General features: G+C 44.9%; 15 protein-coding genes. 6 read left to right on the plus strand and 9 right to left on the minus strand.

What is annotated here, in order from left to right:
• Positions 1-211 precede the first annotated feature (211 nt).
• Positions 212-1,288, plus strand: coding sequence for a porin (locus tag L4B77_RS06730; RefSeq protein ID WP_429749314.1), 1,077 nt, complete (start codon positions 212-214; stop codon positions 1,286-1,288).
• A 272-nt stretch (positions 1,289-1,560) separates the two neighbouring features.
• The gene (locus L4B77_RS06735) at positions 1,561-2,592 is read left to right on the plus strand and encodes a LacI family DNA-binding transcriptional regulator (protein WP_429749316.1); all 1,032 of its coding nucleotides are present in this window, start codon (positions 1,561-1,563) and stop codon (positions 2,590-2,592) included.
• Positions 2,593-2,848: 256 nt separating this feature from the next.
• Here the strand turns inward: L4B77_RS06735 and L4B77_RS06740 are convergent, their stop codons facing one another.
• The 3 genes from L4B77_RS06740 to L4B77_RS06750 form a co-directional block, all read right to left on the minus strand.
• Positions 2,849-3,268 (minus strand): globin, encoded by a 420-nt coding sequence (locus L4B77_RS06740; protein WP_372041094.1) that lies wholly within the window; start codon positions 3,266-3,268, stop codon positions 2,849-2,851.
• 104 nt (positions 3,269-3,372) lie between these two features.
• Entirely contained in the window at positions 3,373-3,753 is a 381-nt protein-coding gene (locus L4B77_RS06745; protein WP_261839285.1) for a VOC family protein, read from the minus strand.
• Between the two features lie 57 nt (positions 3,754-3,810).
• The gene (locus L4B77_RS06750; RefSeq protein WP_372063183.1) at positions 3,811-4,770 is read right to left on the minus strand and encodes a LysR substrate-binding domain-containing protein; all 960 of its coding nucleotides are present in this window, start codon (positions 4,768-4,770) and stop codon (positions 3,811-3,813) included.
• A 257-nt stretch (positions 4,771-5,027) separates the two neighbouring features.
• Between L4B77_RS06750 and L4B77_RS06755 the strand changes: the two genes are divergently transcribed.
• Entirely contained in the window at positions 5,028-5,795 is a 768-nt protein-coding gene (locus tag L4B77_RS06755; protein WP_429749320.1) for a carbohydrate deacetylase, read from the plus strand.
• A 131-nt stretch (positions 5,796-5,926) separates the two neighbouring features.
• Here the strand turns inward: L4B77_RS06755 and L4B77_RS06760 are convergent, their stop codons facing one another.
• Positions 5,927-6,484, minus strand: a complete 558-nt coding sequence (locus tag L4B77_RS06760; RefSeq protein ID WP_429749322.1) for a YceB family lipoprotein — start codon at positions 6,482-6,484, stop codon at positions 5,927-5,929.
• Between the two features lie 160 nt (positions 6,485-6,644).
• Here L4B77_RS06760 and L4B77_RS06765 point away from each other — a divergent pair, with 160 nt between their 5' ends.
• Positions 6,645-7,031 (plus strand): thiol-disulfide oxidoreductase DCC family protein, encoded by a 387-nt coding sequence (locus L4B77_RS06765; protein ID WP_429749324.1) that lies wholly within the window; start codon positions 6,645-6,647, stop codon positions 7,029-7,031.
• Between the two features lie 12 nt (positions 7,032-7,043).
• Here the strand turns inward: L4B77_RS06765 and L4B77_RS06770 are convergent, their stop codons facing one another.
• The gene (locus tag L4B77_RS06770; RefSeq protein WP_261839280.1) at positions 7,044-7,241 is read right to left on the minus strand and encodes a hypothetical protein; all 198 of its coding nucleotides are present in this window, start codon (positions 7,239-7,241) and stop codon (positions 7,044-7,046) included.
• 59 nt (positions 7,242-7,300) lie between these two features.
• On the opposite strand from L4B77_RS06770, the gene L4B77_RS06775 reads away from it, so the two are divergent.
• Positions 7,301-8,632, plus strand: a complete 1,332-nt coding sequence (locus tag L4B77_RS06775; protein ID WP_429749326.1) for an ABC1 kinase family protein — start codon at positions 7,301-7,303, stop codon at positions 8,630-8,632.
• An 11-nt stretch (positions 8,633-8,643) separates the two neighbouring features.
• Here L4B77_RS06775 and L4B77_RS06780 read toward each other — a convergent pair whose 3' ends face one another.
• Together L4B77_RS06780 and L4B77_RS06785 are read right to left on the minus strand one after the other, a co-directional pair.
• Positions 8,644-10,080 carry a lipopolysaccharide biosynthesis protein gene (locus L4B77_RS06780; RefSeq protein ID WP_429749328.1) on the minus strand — a complete coding sequence of 479 codons (1,437 nt, stop codon included), beginning with the start codon at positions 10,078-10,080 and terminating at the stop codon, positions 8,644-8,646.
• A gap of 16 nt (positions 10,081-10,096) precedes the next feature.
• Positions 10,097-11,023, minus strand: a complete 927-nt coding sequence (locus L4B77_RS06785) for a glycosyltransferase family 2 protein (protein WP_372040458.1) — start codon at positions 11,021-11,023, stop codon at positions 10,097-10,099.
• Positions 11,024-11,366: 343 nt separating this feature from the next.
• Here L4B77_RS06785 and L4B77_RS06790 point away from each other — a divergent pair, with 343 nt between their 5' ends.
• Positions 11,367-12,512: a glycosyltransferase family 4 protein gene (locus L4B77_RS06790; protein WP_429749331.1), complete on the plus strand. Its 1,146-nt coding sequence runs from the start codon at positions 11,367-11,369 to the stop codon at positions 12,510-12,512.
• 73 nt (positions 12,513-12,585) lie between these two features.
• On the opposite strand, the gene L4B77_RS06795 is transcribed toward L4B77_RS06790, so the two are convergent.
• Both L4B77_RS06795 and L4B77_RS06800 read right to left on the minus strand, forming a co-directional pair.
• Positions 12,586-13,353, minus strand: a complete 768-nt coding sequence (locus tag L4B77_RS06795) for a ribonuclease H1 domain-containing protein (protein ID WP_429749333.1) — start codon at positions 13,351-13,353, stop codon at positions 12,586-12,588.
• 121 nt (positions 13,354-13,474) lie between these two features.
• A complete protein-coding gene (locus L4B77_RS06800) occupies positions 13,475-14,920 on the minus strand; it encodes a DUF4832 domain-containing protein (protein WP_261839274.1) in 1,446 nt (481 codons plus the stop codon).
• Between the last annotated feature and the right edge of the window lie 11 nt (positions 14,921-14,931).

The raw sequence follows: 14,931 nt of genomic DNA on the forward strand, positions 1-14,931 counted from the left end.
CCTAAACAGACATCGACTTTAGGTTGCTACGCGTACCGTACTAGGAGAGCCTTCTCGCTCCTAGTCAGTGCTCCAACACATTCATTATTGCTCCACTAATAACTGAATCTACTCGTGCCTCATGGATGGGGTACACCCTACCAAACCATTACTTATATAACGGGCTTGAAAGCACGGTGGCTTTCTGCGGCCTGAAATCAAGAGAATTACAATGAACAAGTCAATTCTTTCTGCGGTGATCCTAACAGCACTTACCTCAAGTTCTGCTTTTGCTGCACACACTTTTACCAATGACACGGGCGATAGCCTGACTTTAGACGGTCGTTTTGACATTCGTTACCAAGACAAAGGTGACGATCATAATGGCGAATGGAACAGCGGTAGCTCTCGTTTTGGCCTTAAAGGTCAAATGGGACTCGATAACGGCTGGACTGGCTTTGGCCATGCTGAATGGGGTTACAACTCTGGCGCTAACGGCGATAACATTTACGACCGACTTCTATACGTAGGCGTAGAGCATGACAAATACGGCAAGATCGCCGCTGGTACTAAGCAGTGGTCTACCTTCTACGATGTGGCTTGGTTTACCGATATGGGCCGTGTGTTCGGTTCGCGTGGTTCTGGTTACTACAACCTATCTGACTGGGGTATTGCGTCAGGTACAGGTCGTGCCGAGAACTCGATAACTTACCGCAACAACATTGGCGACAACTGGAAATACGGTTTCACTTACCAAACCACTCGCGAAGATGTTGGCCTCGCGAACGGCTTAACAGCAACGCTGAAAAACGGCATCGGCGCATCCACACTGTACACCGTTATGGATGGTCTAACGATTGGCTTGGCTTATCACCAGAATGAGTTTGATGATGTCGATGCGGGCGTTCAAAACATCAAAGATGGAGATACACAACGCATCGGTCTATTCGGTGTGAACTACACCCACGGCGGTCTATACGTTGGTTTCACCTACAGCCAAGGTTCAAACTGGGAAACCACCAGCCAAGCTGAATTCTACGACCACCTCGGTGCCGAATTTTTCACCTATTACCACTTTGAAAACGGTCTACGTCCAACCTTTAACGTTAACTACTTGACGGATACCGATGACAACGCCAATGGCTACAAACGTCAGTTAATTATCCCTGGCCTTGAGTACCACTTTAAGAAGAATAAGTTCTTAGTTTGGACGGAATACCAGTTTGATCATGGTAACGACAAGTCTGTTGGTAGCCACTACGAAAATAGCGATGACCAATTTGCTGCGGGTATTCGTTACTACTTCTAATGGCTTATGGTTTAAATAACCAGCGGCTTAGCGGCATGTTGATCATTTTATGGGTAAATTCGTAATCTAAAGCTCTGCTCTTACGCAGAGCTTTTTATCACTACCTCTGTCATCATACTGTTTTACCAATACAGAGAATGGGTTATACCCAACATAAAATTCAAAATAGACATTATTCCTTATTTTTCATGCCATTCCTTGGTATTACTTTATGAATACGTACCTAATTATGTTACTCTGTGCACAGTCAATTTGCTTCAAAAGTATGGTCTATGAGCTCTCCAAAACACTCCACGGCGTCAAAGCCAACCGTCACCTCTAAAGATGTCGCTAAACTTGCTGGCGTTTCTCAATCAACGGTATCTCGCGTATTTGTCCCGGGCAGTTCAGTGTCTGAAAAAACCAAGCAGAAAGTGTTCGATGCAGCAAAATCGTTGAATTATCGTCCGAATGCCTTTGCCCGCAGTCTGACGACAAATGAATCCAAATTGATTGGCCTCGTTTTCCCAGATGCCGACTACCCTATCCACATGAAAACTCTACAGCTTATCTCTACAGAGCTGCAAAAACAGGGGTACTCTGCGGTATTGATTCCTTGGCAAGTTGATGGAAACGACAACCACTCGATTCCTAATATCTTCCAATACCGAGTTGATGGCGTAATTGCAGCTTCTGCGACCTTTAATAAGTCGCTTTATGAAGAGTGTGAAGAGTTTGACATCCCTATCGTTCAGTTCGCACGTGTGGTTGAAGGGACGAAAAGTAGCCATGTAGTGAGCGATAACTACGCCGCTGGCCAAGTCGCCGCTCAGCATTTGCATAGCGTAGGAACAAAGTCAGCGGTTTACCTAACCGGTAATGTTCCGACCTACACCAACGGTGAGCGTGAATCGGGCTTTTGCTCAGAATTCGAAGATCTAACGGGCCAACAAGCTCGCGTTATTGAAGCTGATTATGACTACCTTGATGCTCTAGATACCATTCGGACTCTGTTTGCAGAACCCACACATCCTCAAGCGATTTTCTGTGCGACAGATAACCTCGCGATGGCGGTCATGGATGTGGCGCGCGTAGAGTTCAACCTGCGTATTCCAGAAGATCTTCAAGTGATTGGTTTTGATGATATCCCACAGACTCAATGGTTGAACTACCAACTCACTACTTTCAAGCAAGATTTCAGACGCCTTGCACGTGAATCCGTGAAAATTGTTGTTAGCCAGATTCAAGAGCAAGACACCAGTTTAGTTAAGCTGATGGTACCCGTGAAGTTTATTGAACGAAACACCACTTTGAAAGCAAAATAGCGTTTCTACCGCTTTTGTTTGCATACTTAAAATACGCTTTTAAACGGCCAAAATACAAAAAATCCCGCTTGGCTCCTTATATCTAGAATCATAATATAAGACGTCTAACGGGATTTTTAAGTTTTAGTCTAATATGATGATTTAAAAGACTCCACTCGCACATCGGTATGTTTAATCTGGGACTCAAATATTGTCGATAGGTGTTTTGAGAAAGCCATTAAGTGGTTGCTTTTTACACCTTGAAAAACAAGTAAAACTAATCATCGACGGTGCTAGGAACCACACACTCTTTTTTCATGATCTTGAGACCAACATCGAATGTTTCAGTCCAAGCTTGTTCAACCTGAGCATCATAGTGAGGATCGTATTTCTTAACGGTATTGAGCAATGACTGAAACCACTCGTTGAGCTCTTGTTCCGAAATATTCAACCCTAAATCTTTATGTCTTTTACCCAACTTCCTCACCGAATTTCGCACACTCGGCAGACCGACAGAGTTGTGGATGAGGATAATCGAAGCTTTAAGCATTTTAGTTTGTTGCTCTAACCCTATGTTTTCAAAGCGTTCTGAAAACCTTGGATTATGCTTGCAAAAATCCGCTAAAAAACTCTCCAAGAATTCTTGGTCAATCCGGCAACGCTTAAAACTCTCATAAAACAATTCACTCGATGTCATCTAGCAGATCCTTTGCAATAGGTGCGAGTCTTTAGGAAAAAAGAGCAAGTTTAGCGCTCTGATTCGCAAGCCCTAAACCATCAACCCAGCCTAATTATACGCCACTATGGCATAAAGTGAGTTGCACAGATCTTGTTTCCATCAGGATCTCGCAGATAGGCTATATAAAGACGACGCGCATCAGAGCCTCTCACTCCGGGGCCGTTTTCAATACTTGTACCCCCGTTTTCGACACCGACACGATGCCATTCGTCCACCAACTCGGGAGATGATGCGAGAAAACCGATGGTCATACCATTACCGTGTGTTGCTGGCTGACCATCAATCGGTTTAGTTAAACCTAATATGCCCGTTTGGCTGACATAAATACAGCGCCCTTTAGGGTCAACAGAACCTTCACTATAGCCCAGCACTTTCATGATGGGGTCATAGAAAGACTTCGCGCGCGTAATATCTTCGGTACCAAGAAAAACATGGCTAAACATAATTCACCTCTCTTTTAGTAAATGAACTCCCAAACTAGACCTTTAATTCGCCTTTGTCTAGACGGCTTCGCCTGATAACTGCTGCTTCGCCCATAGAGCAAATACCTGGAACTTGGTTCGCTGCTCCATGCCTTTCGGGCACACCAAATCATAGCCCTTACCAGACTCAATATTCATGAATGGAGCCACTAGCAACCCCTGTTCAATCTGCGGCTTCATGAACTCTAAGCGCCCTAATACAACTCCCATCGATAACATTGCAGCATCCATTGCGAGACGACTATCACTGTAGTAATCGCACATCAAGGTGCAATCTACATCACTTTGAGCTTCTGCTAACCAACGTTGCCAAGCAGAGACACCACCACTATGAATAAAGCGTACCTTAGCTAAAGCTTGTAGCCTCTCTTTCAGGACCAAGTTATCAATACTTGGCTTATCCAGAGCAAAAATCCCATCGTTTAATGCTTCGAATCCTAGCATCTTGGCATATTCAGGGCTGCATACCGGCGTTCTAGTCCCTGAAAACAAGCGCTCACTGTAATGATTAGGGTAGTGGCCTTTGCCATAAAAAATCGCCACATCATAAGGTTCAAATTGGAAGTCAGATTGGTTCTGCTTGGTGTGCAGTTTAATGCTCAGATTAGGATACAGCTTTCTAAATTCAGGTAAGCGTGGCATCAGCCAAGACGCAGCAAAATAAGGAGAAGTTGCGATATATAATTCACCACTCAATTCACCCGTTTGGATATCCACGAGTTCAGAAAATATCGACTCGAAAGAGGCGTTGAGCATTGATAAGACCCTTTGTCCTTCGGGTGTGAGTTCCAATTTACGAGTTTTGCGCACAAACAAACTGAATCTAAGCTGTTGCTCCAGTTTTTTAATACGATGACTTACCCCACCCTGAGTCAAAAACAGCTCATCGGCCGCCAAAGTAAAGCTCAAATGTTTGGCTGCAACGCTGAATGTATGCAGCAATGACAGTGTTTGTTGCCTGTTCTCAAACAACCCCATAAATTACCCTCAATAATGCATGACCCGTTAATTCTGGTTTGTAAACGTAGTCGCTTACCCTATAGATTACATCACGTAATGAACAAATCTTATCTCTGTGAATATGGACTCGCAAGACTCTCTTAAAGACCAAGACAAACTTGGTCAAGCGAGCGCACTTTTTATTATGAGAATAATTTTAAGTCTTTTCACTCCGCGAGCACTAAACTCATTCAAAACGATTAAACCTAGAACCTAACTTGTCATAAGGGTCAACAGTGAAACTCATACTCAACGCCGATGATTTCGGCCTCACCGAAAGCGTAAACGATGGCATCGTCGATTGTTTACAAGCGGGTATCGTGAAATCAACCACTATCATGATGAACCAACCAGGTACACAACACGCCATCGAACTTTATCATCAGGGCTTGGTTCCTGAAGTAGGCCTTCACTTTACGGTCACAGCAGGTAAACCCGTTAGCGCCCCAAAGCTAGTGCCAAGTCTCGTGGATAGCCGAGGTAATTTTTTTGATAAATCAACGCTACTCAACAAAACAGACATCGTCGAAGAGGAAGTAGCACTTGAGATTAAGGCGCAATATCAAGCAGCGATTGCAGCAGGTTTGAAAATAAACCATATCGACAGCCATCACTTTGGTGGTGTTTTCCAACCTCTTAAAGCGGCGTTTACTCGAACAGCCAATGAAATCGGCCTACCCGTTCGACGAATCGATAATATCGTGAGTGGGCAAGATGCACTGCGTGTACCAACACCTGATGCTTTCGACATGCGCTTCTTTGACGAAGGCGTATCGCTTAATGGCCTGCAGGATTTATTGCTGAGCTACCAAGCTACAATGCCTAACGGTGTACTTGAATTAATGTGTCATCCATCACTTTTTGCCAGTCACGAGCTTAGGTCACTATCTAGCTATCACACGAAACGAACGGAAGAACACGCCCTTCTAACTAACTCGGTTTTACAACAATGGCTCAAAGACAACAGTATCGAATGTATTGGATTCGATGATTTGAAAATTTAACAGAAAGACTACTACGCTCAGAGAACTGCCCTGTGATCAGAGAGTTGCCCTATCGTTAAATGTACAATGTTAGCCATGGCTCTCCTGTCCATGGAAACGATAGCCACTGACGGGATTGAATAGAGAAGCCACTAATCAAACAGTTGGATAACCAATTTATTATCTTTAATCACGAGATTGGGCTGAGATGACTTAATCAATAGCTCTTGCACTTTATTACTATCCAGTTTGTAAACCGGTGACTGGGACAAAGCAAAGCCAATCATAGAAACGGCAGGCTTAAGTAGTTTGGCGACCTCAGGCGAAAGCTGTTTATCTTTTTCTTCAAAGCGCTCTAGACGCAGAGACTTTAAGTAGACCTCACCACTCTCTTGGTCATATTCGGGAATCGCGCTGAATTCGATATCCAGATCTAGCCCCATGTTTGGCATGTTAAACACTTGAACCTTTGCATTGGTATTCGCCAGAACAGACACTCGCTCGGCATCAGCTCGACCAATTTGCACCGCTAAGTCATCAACCGCCACTTGTGCATACATAACGTTTTGCACACCGACTTCTTGTTCTAACATCACCGAATCTTGCAGGTAGTTCGTCATTTCTTGTTCAGTAACGCTGTAGCTCACACAACCACTTAGCATTAGGGCTACGAAGGCTATAATGAAGCGGCTCATTGATTTCGTTGTCATTGGGGATCGACTCTTAATATGTAATTGCATGGAACGGATTTTACCTCGAGATGGTACTGTAAAATAGTCGTCACAATTACAGTGTCGAATAACTAACCCAAATGATCCACTAAAGAACCACCCCCGTACAAAGAGGAACAGATAAAGAGTAAGGGAAGTCATGACTGCATTAACGATATTTTACGATGGGACTTGCCCACTGTGCGCCAAAGAGATGGCGGCACTTGCAAAGCATGATACCGAGAATAAGATTCAAACTATCGACATATACAGTGACGCGTTTTCAGACTATCCACAGATTGATGCAAACGCGGCTAACACGATATTGCATGCCCTCGATAAGAACGGGCAATTGCTGTTGGGGTTGGACGCGACCTACCAAGCGTGGAAGTTGGTTGGTAAGGGTTGGCTGTATGCCCCATTGCGTTGGGCGACATTCAAACCATTGGCTGACTGGTGTTATCTGCGTTTTGCTAACAACCGATACAAAGTCTCCTTCTGGCTAACAGGAAAGTCGCGCTGCAATGGAAACCGCTGCATTAAATAGTTTTTACTTAAGTCAGACCAACGGCGGTTTGGTAGAAATGAGGCTCAGCCATGCGGTGAATACCCACATAGCGGTCACCCACTTTAACCCGGCAGACAGCGTGTCTTTGTCCTTAGTTGTTTGATTACCGCCCCACAACACCAGCTTATTAATGGTGCTAACCTGCATACGAGTCATCACAAACAAAGGAACGGTTACCCAACTAAACATTGTACAGTACAGCAATTCAAAACATTTTTAGTGTACCTCAATCCCAAGAGAGAGCCTTTATGTCGGCAAAAGAGAGCAGCCTTCCCACACATCGAATGGCGAGATTCAGTAAATTTGCGTCGTTAGCGACCAGAGTTGCAGGTAACGTGATAACGGAAGGCACCAAGCAACTCGCGAAAGGCAACCGTCCTAGCGCTAAAGAATTAATGCTGACACCAAAAAACATTGCTCGCCTCACCGATCAACTGGCTCATTTGCGTGGCGCAGCCATGAAACTAGGCCAAATGTTATCAATGGACGCGGGTGATATTCTTGAACCTGAACTCGCGAACATTCTGAGCCGCTTGCGTTCCGATGCCGACCCATTGCCGGCGAAACAACTCAACCAAGTGTTAGAAAACGCACTGGGTGACAGTTGGAAAGCAAACTTTATCACCTTTAACTTTAAACCGATCGCCAGTGCCTCCATTGGCCAAGTCCACCAAGCTTATAGTGACGCTGGAGACAAATTAGCGGTTAAAGTTCAATACCCTGGCATTCGCAAAAGCATCGACAGTGATGTCAACAACGTAGGCACACTACTTAACATCGTGGGTTTGATACCCAAAACGGTTGATTATAAAGGCTTATTAGAAGAAGCAAAAAAGCAGCTCCACGACGAAGCCGATTATGCTCGTGAGGCTGATTACGCAACACGTTACTATCATGCACTTAAAGAGCACACGCATTTTGTTGTGCCCAAAATCCACCCTCAAATCTCGGCAGAATCGGTACTCGCGATGGACTTCATTGAAGGTGTTTCTATTGAACAAATAGAAGGCCATGACCAAAGCACTCGTGACTTTGTGATGCGTAGCTTGCTTGAACTGATGTTCAGAGAGTTGTTCGACTTTAAAATGGTGCAGACCGACCCCAATTTTGCTAACTACCTTTACGTTGAACACACTCATCAGATTGGCCTGTTAGATTTTGGGGCAACACGTGAATACAGCGACCGCTTCAGTGATGGTTATCGCTTGGCTTTTACTTCTGTGATCAACCACGATGAACAAGGCCTCAACCTGGGCTTAGAGCAGATCGGCTTCTTTAGCGAGACCATTCTCCCAGCTCAGCGCCAAGCGATTCTCAACTTAGTGAAAATGGCATGTGAACCCATGCTTGTCGACGAAGATTACGACTTCAAAGCCAGTGGTTTAGCACAAAGTCTTCGTGAAGCAGGGACCATTTTGAGTATGGAGCAAGAATATTGGCATACACCGCCAGCCGATGCCCTATTCCTACACCGAAAGATTGGCGGTATGTACTTACTGGCCGCTCGTCTTGGTGCAAAAGTGAACATAAAAGAATTAGTGACGCCTTACCTTCATTTATCAAAAAAATCGACGACTTAGAGAGCGTCGGTTCAATTTGCCGATGAACGTTTGCCAACAACAAATCGATCAAGCACAGTTTGAGGAATAACGATCACTGAGTATCGAACAAAGGCCACCAGCGTTATGACAGCGACAAAGCTTCCTAAAATAAAATCAGGCACATTCACCAGTGCTAAACCCATCAGGCGGTCACACACGATAGCCACTATCGAAATGCTTAACGCCACTATCCATTTTTTGTGTTGATAAGGTAACGGCTCCATGCTTTGGCTGACGAGATATAAGAGCAGTAACCGCAATAGGTAGATACCGCAAAGCACTGCCACAACGCCCCACACACCATAAATCGGTGTCACCACAAAATAACCAATCGCAGCCAAGATCGCGCAACCGCCTTGTATCCACATTTGTGATTGGCTTGAATCACCGCTGAAACAACCAAGGTTGAGGTAATCCCCTGCGTTCTTAATCACGCCAATCGCCAAGAGTGCGACGACGAGGGTACCCGCATATTGATAACTGCTTGGCAAAATCAAAGTAATAAAACCAGGCACAGTCAGGATCATCAAACACCCCAATACAATAGCCAGATTAACGCCGACCAGCGCTCTATCCGCACACGCTTTCTGACCATCAGATTGTTGCAGCATGGCCACCCGATTTGGAAACCACCAAAGCGCATAAGGTTGCAGCAACAATCCAAGGATCAACGCAAATTTGCCACTGACCGCATAAATCGCCAGTTCTTCGACACCAACGAAACTTGCCATCACCCATCGGTCTAACCCCGTAATCATGTACATCGAAGCACCACCGACTAACGTGGGCAATCCAAACTTTAGGATCTTAACTGAGTACTTAAAGCTGCCAAATGCGCCCATCTCTTGCCATTGATAGCGCAATAAACACAGCATCAACAACACGCTAGAAACGGCAGAAGAAATCAACACACCATCAATAACATACCCCGCTTCAAGCAATGCAAACGTCATTGCAGCTTGCACACTTGCCTTCATGACATTGAGCATGCAAAAGCGTTTTGCCATCGCATTCATTCGCATCAGTGTTAGCGGAATAGAAATTGCGCCATCGAGCATGGTTGGGATCAGAAGAAGTAGGATTTGATAAGGCTGGAACTCAACGGGCAGCATCAGCAACAACAGGGGCATACTAAGAGCAATTAAAGCGCCTCCTAGCACACAGACCAAAACACTCAATGTGAAACAGTTCGAGACCAGCTTTCTCTTCTCTTCACCCTCAGCGACGCCCACATATCGATACATGGCCTCAACAATCCCAAAACTAAAAAGGATCGTCCCGATGTCAGCCAACAACACGATGACCTCTAAGGAGCCGTATTCGACTAACGTCATTTTATGGGTGATATAGGGGATCATCACCAGTGAGATCCCTTTCATCATCACGATACCAATGGCGTAATAGGCCGACTGTTTTAATGAACCCATGGACATCATCCGTTCCCTAACATGCAAGCGTTAGGAAACTCTTACAGTCTCCGAGAAAGTGTCGTAAGGTTCTTTTTTGCGGAGCCAGCGCTAAAGAGCGGATGCTATAAAAGATGGCCCGTCGGTTCTGCTGTAAGCCTCTGTAATAGTCAGCGTAGCCTTCTAGTATCCTAGCGTTGGCAATTTTAAAACTGGACGTTGGCAGGTTCCATTGTTGACGGTCATTTTGATAACGTTGCAGGATGGTTTCTATAGACTGCAAATTTCTCAATTTAAGACTGTCTGTTTGGGTCACGGAGCTCGCTCTCATCAAGTAACCAACCTGCACTGAGTTCAACACACCAATCTGATGGTTTTCACTCATTCGCAGCCATAGGTCCCAATCTTCTCCATACTTAACATCAGCGTTGAAAGTGCCAGTTTGAGAAAAAACATTGCCTTTGACCATGACCGTCGATGTACCAATCACATTGTTTTCGATGATGAACTCCAGCGGGTTCTGGATGTTGATAAACAACTCATCTTGCTCTTGAAACTGCGACCAGTAACTAAAGCAATCGACGATCACTTGATAATCTTCAGTCAGGTGTTCGTAGTTAGTAAAACTCATCGCAAGATCTGGGTATCGTTGATGAAATTCGAGTTGTCGCTCGATTTTGTCTGGATACCAAAAGTCATCAGCATCTAAAAAAGCGATGTACTCACCAGAAGCTTTTTCTATGCCAAGGTTTCTTGCTTGAGGCGCTCCCACCCCTAAGGTGGATAGTTTAATGATGCGTTCATCATCAATCGACGCGAGATAAGTAGACGTTCCATCATTACTGTTGTCATCAATAATAATGATCTCGATATCTTGATGGGTTTGCTTGATCACACTGCCAATGGCTTTCGGCAGATAATCCAAACAATTGTAGGTGGGAATAATAACGCTCACTGTAGCCATGCTGACGCCTCTGATTGATACGGTATACAACTAACTTTGCACGTTCTATGCCGACAACCCACACGACTAAATTGCTTTCATATACAACCACCTACGCAGCTATTCTCAAAATGACGAACAAGGAAAACGGAAGAAGATCATCATAATTCCAATTTGATTATCAATTTGATAAAACTGACCACATCTGGCGGGATAACCTTAAGAAAGCAATCAAAAAGTCCTCCCAGCGCACCCTTTGATCTTGGTTCGTATCTTGCTTTATTACCTTATAGCTTTATAGCTTTATTGCTTTATTGCTTTATTGCTTTATTGCTTTATTGCGTAATATTCGAAGGAGCAAAGAATGAAGAAAGTAGCCTTTATAGCCCCCACTTATCCAGTACTCAGTGAGACCTTTATTCAAACAGAAGTTGATTCTGTTAAAGCCTGTGGACACGATGTTTGCGTGATGACATTTGAGAGAGAAAAGAGCGAAAAGTCGTTTGATTATGATATTGTGGAAATTGGTCGAGATGTTCGAATGAGTCAACTCACAAACATCAATTGGACCGGCATTATCAGGGCAGTATCCTTTGTTTCCAAGCAAACCAGTTTGCCTAAAAAATCATTGCTCGCTTATGGATTCAAATTGGCGCTGCAACTCTCCGAGAAAGAGATAGACCACGTACACGCACACTTCTGCCAACACACCGCTGCTCACGCGATTGTTGCTGCAAAGCTGTTGAACATCACTTGTTCGTTCGTGGCTCACGGTCACGATGTTTACGAATTTGCTTATGACATTCAACAGAAAATTTCTTCGAGTGATTTTGTGGTCGCAGTGTGCAAAGACATGCTCAGAGACTTCAAGAGCATGGCCAACGGCAATGTTAAGCTCTTGCACTGCGGAGTAAATACCCAACAGTTCCAATTGCACAAAAAGACCGAAGCGAAGCAGTTACGCTTAGTTTTCCTTGGTCGATTGGTTGAACAAAAAGGTATCCACCATCTGATTGATGCATTAGCACCGATTGCCGAACCTCTCGATATTCACCTCGACATTATCGGCACTGGCGATTTAGAACAACCATTAAAATTACAGGTAGAAGAGCAAGGACTCACCCAAAATGTGACCTTTCTTGGCGCCAAATCTCACGAGTGGGTCAAAGAAAACCTGTCGCACTACGATAGCCTCATCGCACCATTCTGTTTTTCAGAAACAGGTTGTGTCGATACTGGGCCGTTAGTGCTAAAAGAAGCGATGGCTGTCGGCACACCCGTTATTACAACCAACATCATGGGCTGCAAAGAGATCGTCTCACCAGAGACTGGTTTTGTGGTTAGTGAAAAGAACGTTGAGGAATTAAGAGAAGCGATTGAACGTTTTGCGCAATTAAGCAGCAATGACAAAACCGAGATGGGGTTAAAAGCGAGACAACGTGTGACCAAGTACTTTAATTCGATAAAACAAGCTCAGCAGTTGTCGCAATGGATTGAAAACCCAACCTAGAAACAGGCGTAAAAATAAAGAAATGGGCGAAACACCTACCAATGAGTATCAAGGTCATCGATAGGTTTCCCGTTTAGCCGGCTCGCAGTGCCAAAATAGAGGCAATATCTTCAATATCACGATATGGAACCATTTGTTGCTCTTTCGATGAGATAGCCACAATCGACATTCTATCGGCCAATTCATTGCCTTCAATGCCCACGTGACCGTTCACATGATAAATCGTAATTTTAGATGCCAATTCTTGGTAAAGAGCATACGCAGGTTGAATAATATCGAGGTTTTTAATCTCGCCGCCCGACTTGGTCCAACCCTTTTTCTCCCAACCCGTTGCCCACAGAGTAATGCAATCTATCGAGTATTTGGAGTCACAATAAATCGCAACAGACAAACCCGCATTGAGCTTCTCTTTCGCGAGTATAAACGCTTGCTTAAGCCCGTGTAACTCAGCGGTATTGTTGGTGCCCACAGGCTGATACAAGCCATACCACAATTCTGTTAACTGGTTGTGTTGATAAACCGCTATCCCCGTTCCCGCTTCTCCAGGGTTGGGTTCACAAGCCCCGTCAGTGAAGATTTTAATATCAAAAGGCATATCCGTGATTTGTTGTTCCGAAAGCGGTGGCACCTTCGCTTTCGTTGCTCTGCCCGTTGAGCTTGGCTTCGCGGCGCTAGACGTCAAAGAGGTTTTACCACCGAATGCAGACTCAGCTTCGTTGAGTGTTGGAAACGATTTATATCTCGCGCCAGCAAAACCATCGACTTGTGCTTTACACTCGTTCCAAGTGGTAAAAATGCCCGCTGTACGACCTTTCCAAACCACATAATATTTCTTAGCCAAACTGACTCCTAACCAAAACTGTAAAACTCGATACCCATGCCGCCACGGATTCCGTGGCGAGCTTGAATTCGAGGCTACCCATGAATAATGTCACCGACAAAGCACATCAAAAGTCATGCGATTATTGTTGTGACTCTTTAACGATAACGTCACTTAAACGATACCACCCATCCGCCAGCTTTCCTGTATTCGCCAAATTTACAGGTTTGCTGTCAAGACTTTCGCTCACGGCTATTTCGACATAGTAGCGGCCGGCTTTTAGTGCCATCGGCAATGAGAGGTTTACCGTCGATTGATACAGTCCAGGAAGCCACGTTTCGCTGCTGGTGCGGTCTTTTCCAATAGACACGACCTTACCGCTGCTGTTTACTAACCGATAATACGCATAAGAAGGTTGGTACGTTGGTGCCACGCCATCGTTAACAATATGGGTTGTCAGAGAGAGATGATGCCCCGCCAACACGCGAGCTGAATGACGAATCGAATCAACTCGGAAACGATACCCAATCTTTAGTAACGCTTTATCTAATAAATCACGGTACTGCTCTGGAATCGGTGTCGATTTCAAATTAAGACTGCTTGCGTGGTGGCTAATCGCCCAGTCCAATGACGCTGCGACTTGCTCTCTCGTATAATGTTGTGTCGTCCACCAGCCACGCATGTTACCACACACTTCGAAACTAACCGGCTCGCGCTGCCAAGCGGTATCGAATAATGGCGTTTGCGCTTTTGCTTGTTGAATTCTATACGGGTAGTCATCTCCCATATGGCTCCAAGTCGGAGAAAAATGATGCCAATCACCCCAGCAATCGGCGCGCCACCCTGCGCCTTTTTCAATAGCGTAAGAAAGAGAAGATCCTCCACCAATTAACATCAATTTGGCCGTATTTGGAAATGCCGAAAAATACAAATCAACGAACGTATTTAACTGCTGATCTGAATATCGACTGTGCAGAGGCTCGAGATCAGGAAAGTTACTGTTATGCCACTCCCCCCAAGAGCCCACCATGCCGATGTCAATCTGAGCAAGCCGCAAGTCATCATCGTAACGTTGACCAAAAGCACGGAGTAACTTTTCAACATAGGAGAGGTATGTTGGGTCATCAAGATCAGCCACGAAGGTTTTTCCATTTTCAACCCACTGCCCTGCAATCCCCTTATCGATAAGCCATTGTGGGATTTTTGTGCCTGAAGATGGTTCGTCAAGCGCCATAAAGCGCAAAGCGACTCGTCGTGACTGCTTGGTGTTATTTTCAAGCAAGCGATCAATAAGAGCAAAATTGTACTCACCTTCGCTTGGCTCAAGCTCACTCCAATAGTACCGATAATATCCAATTCCCGACGCTGGATATTGTTCAAGGGTTAAGTCCGTGCCCCAACCATCATGGAACGTTTCCACCCCGATACCGGGATTGGTGATCAGTGTATTAAGTGCCGTAATTGGCGTGACTTTTTCTCCCCCTTCGTCAGCATAGACTTTAGAGGCCACAAGGCTGACGAAAACCAATAGGTATAACCATGAACACGACCATCGAACGGCTCTTTGCACTTGTTTATTTTTTGTCATTGACCACTCCC

This window comes from Vibrio minamisatsumaniensis (genome assembly GCF_050337445.1).
In the GTDB taxonomy this organism is placed as follows: domain Bacteria; phylum Pseudomonadota; class Gammaproteobacteria; order Enterobacterales; family Vibrionaceae; genus Vibrio; species Vibrio artabrorum.

Coding starts and splice junctions, on each gene's coding strand:
- L4B77_RS06740 (WP_372041094.1), bottom strand. CDS start 3,268: ATGACATCGAGTGAATTGTTTTATGAGAGTTTTAAGCGTTGCCGGATT.
- L4B77_RS06790 (WP_429749331.1), top strand. CDS start 11,367: ATGAAGAAAGTAGCCTTTATAGCCCCCACTTATCCAGTACTCAGTGAG.
- L4B77_RS06735 (WP_429749316.1), top strand. CDS start 1,561: ATGAGCTCTCCAAAACACTCCACGGCGTCAAAGCCAACCGTCACCTCT.
- L4B77_RS06745 (WP_261839285.1), bottom strand. CDS start 3,753: ATGTTTAGCCATGTTTTTCTTGGTACCGAAGATATTACGCGCGCGAAG.
- L4B77_RS06730 (WP_429749314.1), top strand. CDS start 212: ATGAACAAGTCAATTCTTTCTGCGGTGATCCTAACAGCACTTACCTCA.
- L4B77_RS06785 (WP_372040458.1), bottom strand. CDS start 11,023: ATGGCTACAGTGAGCGTTATTATTCCCACCTACAATTGTTTGGATTAT.
- L4B77_RS06765 (WP_429749324.1), top strand. CDS start 6,645: ATGACTGCATTAACGATATTTTACGATGGGACTTGCCCACTGTGCGCC.
- L4B77_RS06760 (WP_429749322.1), bottom strand. CDS start 6,484: ATGACAACGAAATCAATGAGCCGCTTCATTATAGCCTTCGTAGCCCTA.
- L4B77_RS06750 (WP_372063183.1), bottom strand. CDS start 4,770: ATGGGGTTGTTTGAGAACAGGCAACAAACACTGTCATTGCTGCATACA.
- L4B77_RS06770 (WP_261839280.1), bottom strand. CDS start 7,241: ATGTTTAGTTGGGTAACCGTTCCTTTGTTTGTGATGACTCGTATGCAG.
- L4B77_RS06800 (WP_261839274.1), bottom strand. CDS start 14,920: ATGACAAAAAATAAACAAGTGCAAAGAGCCGTTCGATGGTCGTGTTCA.
- L4B77_RS06775 (WP_429749326.1), top strand. CDS start 7,301: ATGTCGGCAAAAGAGAGCAGCCTTCCCACACATCGAATGGCGAGATTC.
- L4B77_RS06780 (WP_429749328.1), bottom strand. CDS start 10,080: ATGGGTTCATTAAAACAGTCGGCCTATTACGCCATTGGTATCGTGATG.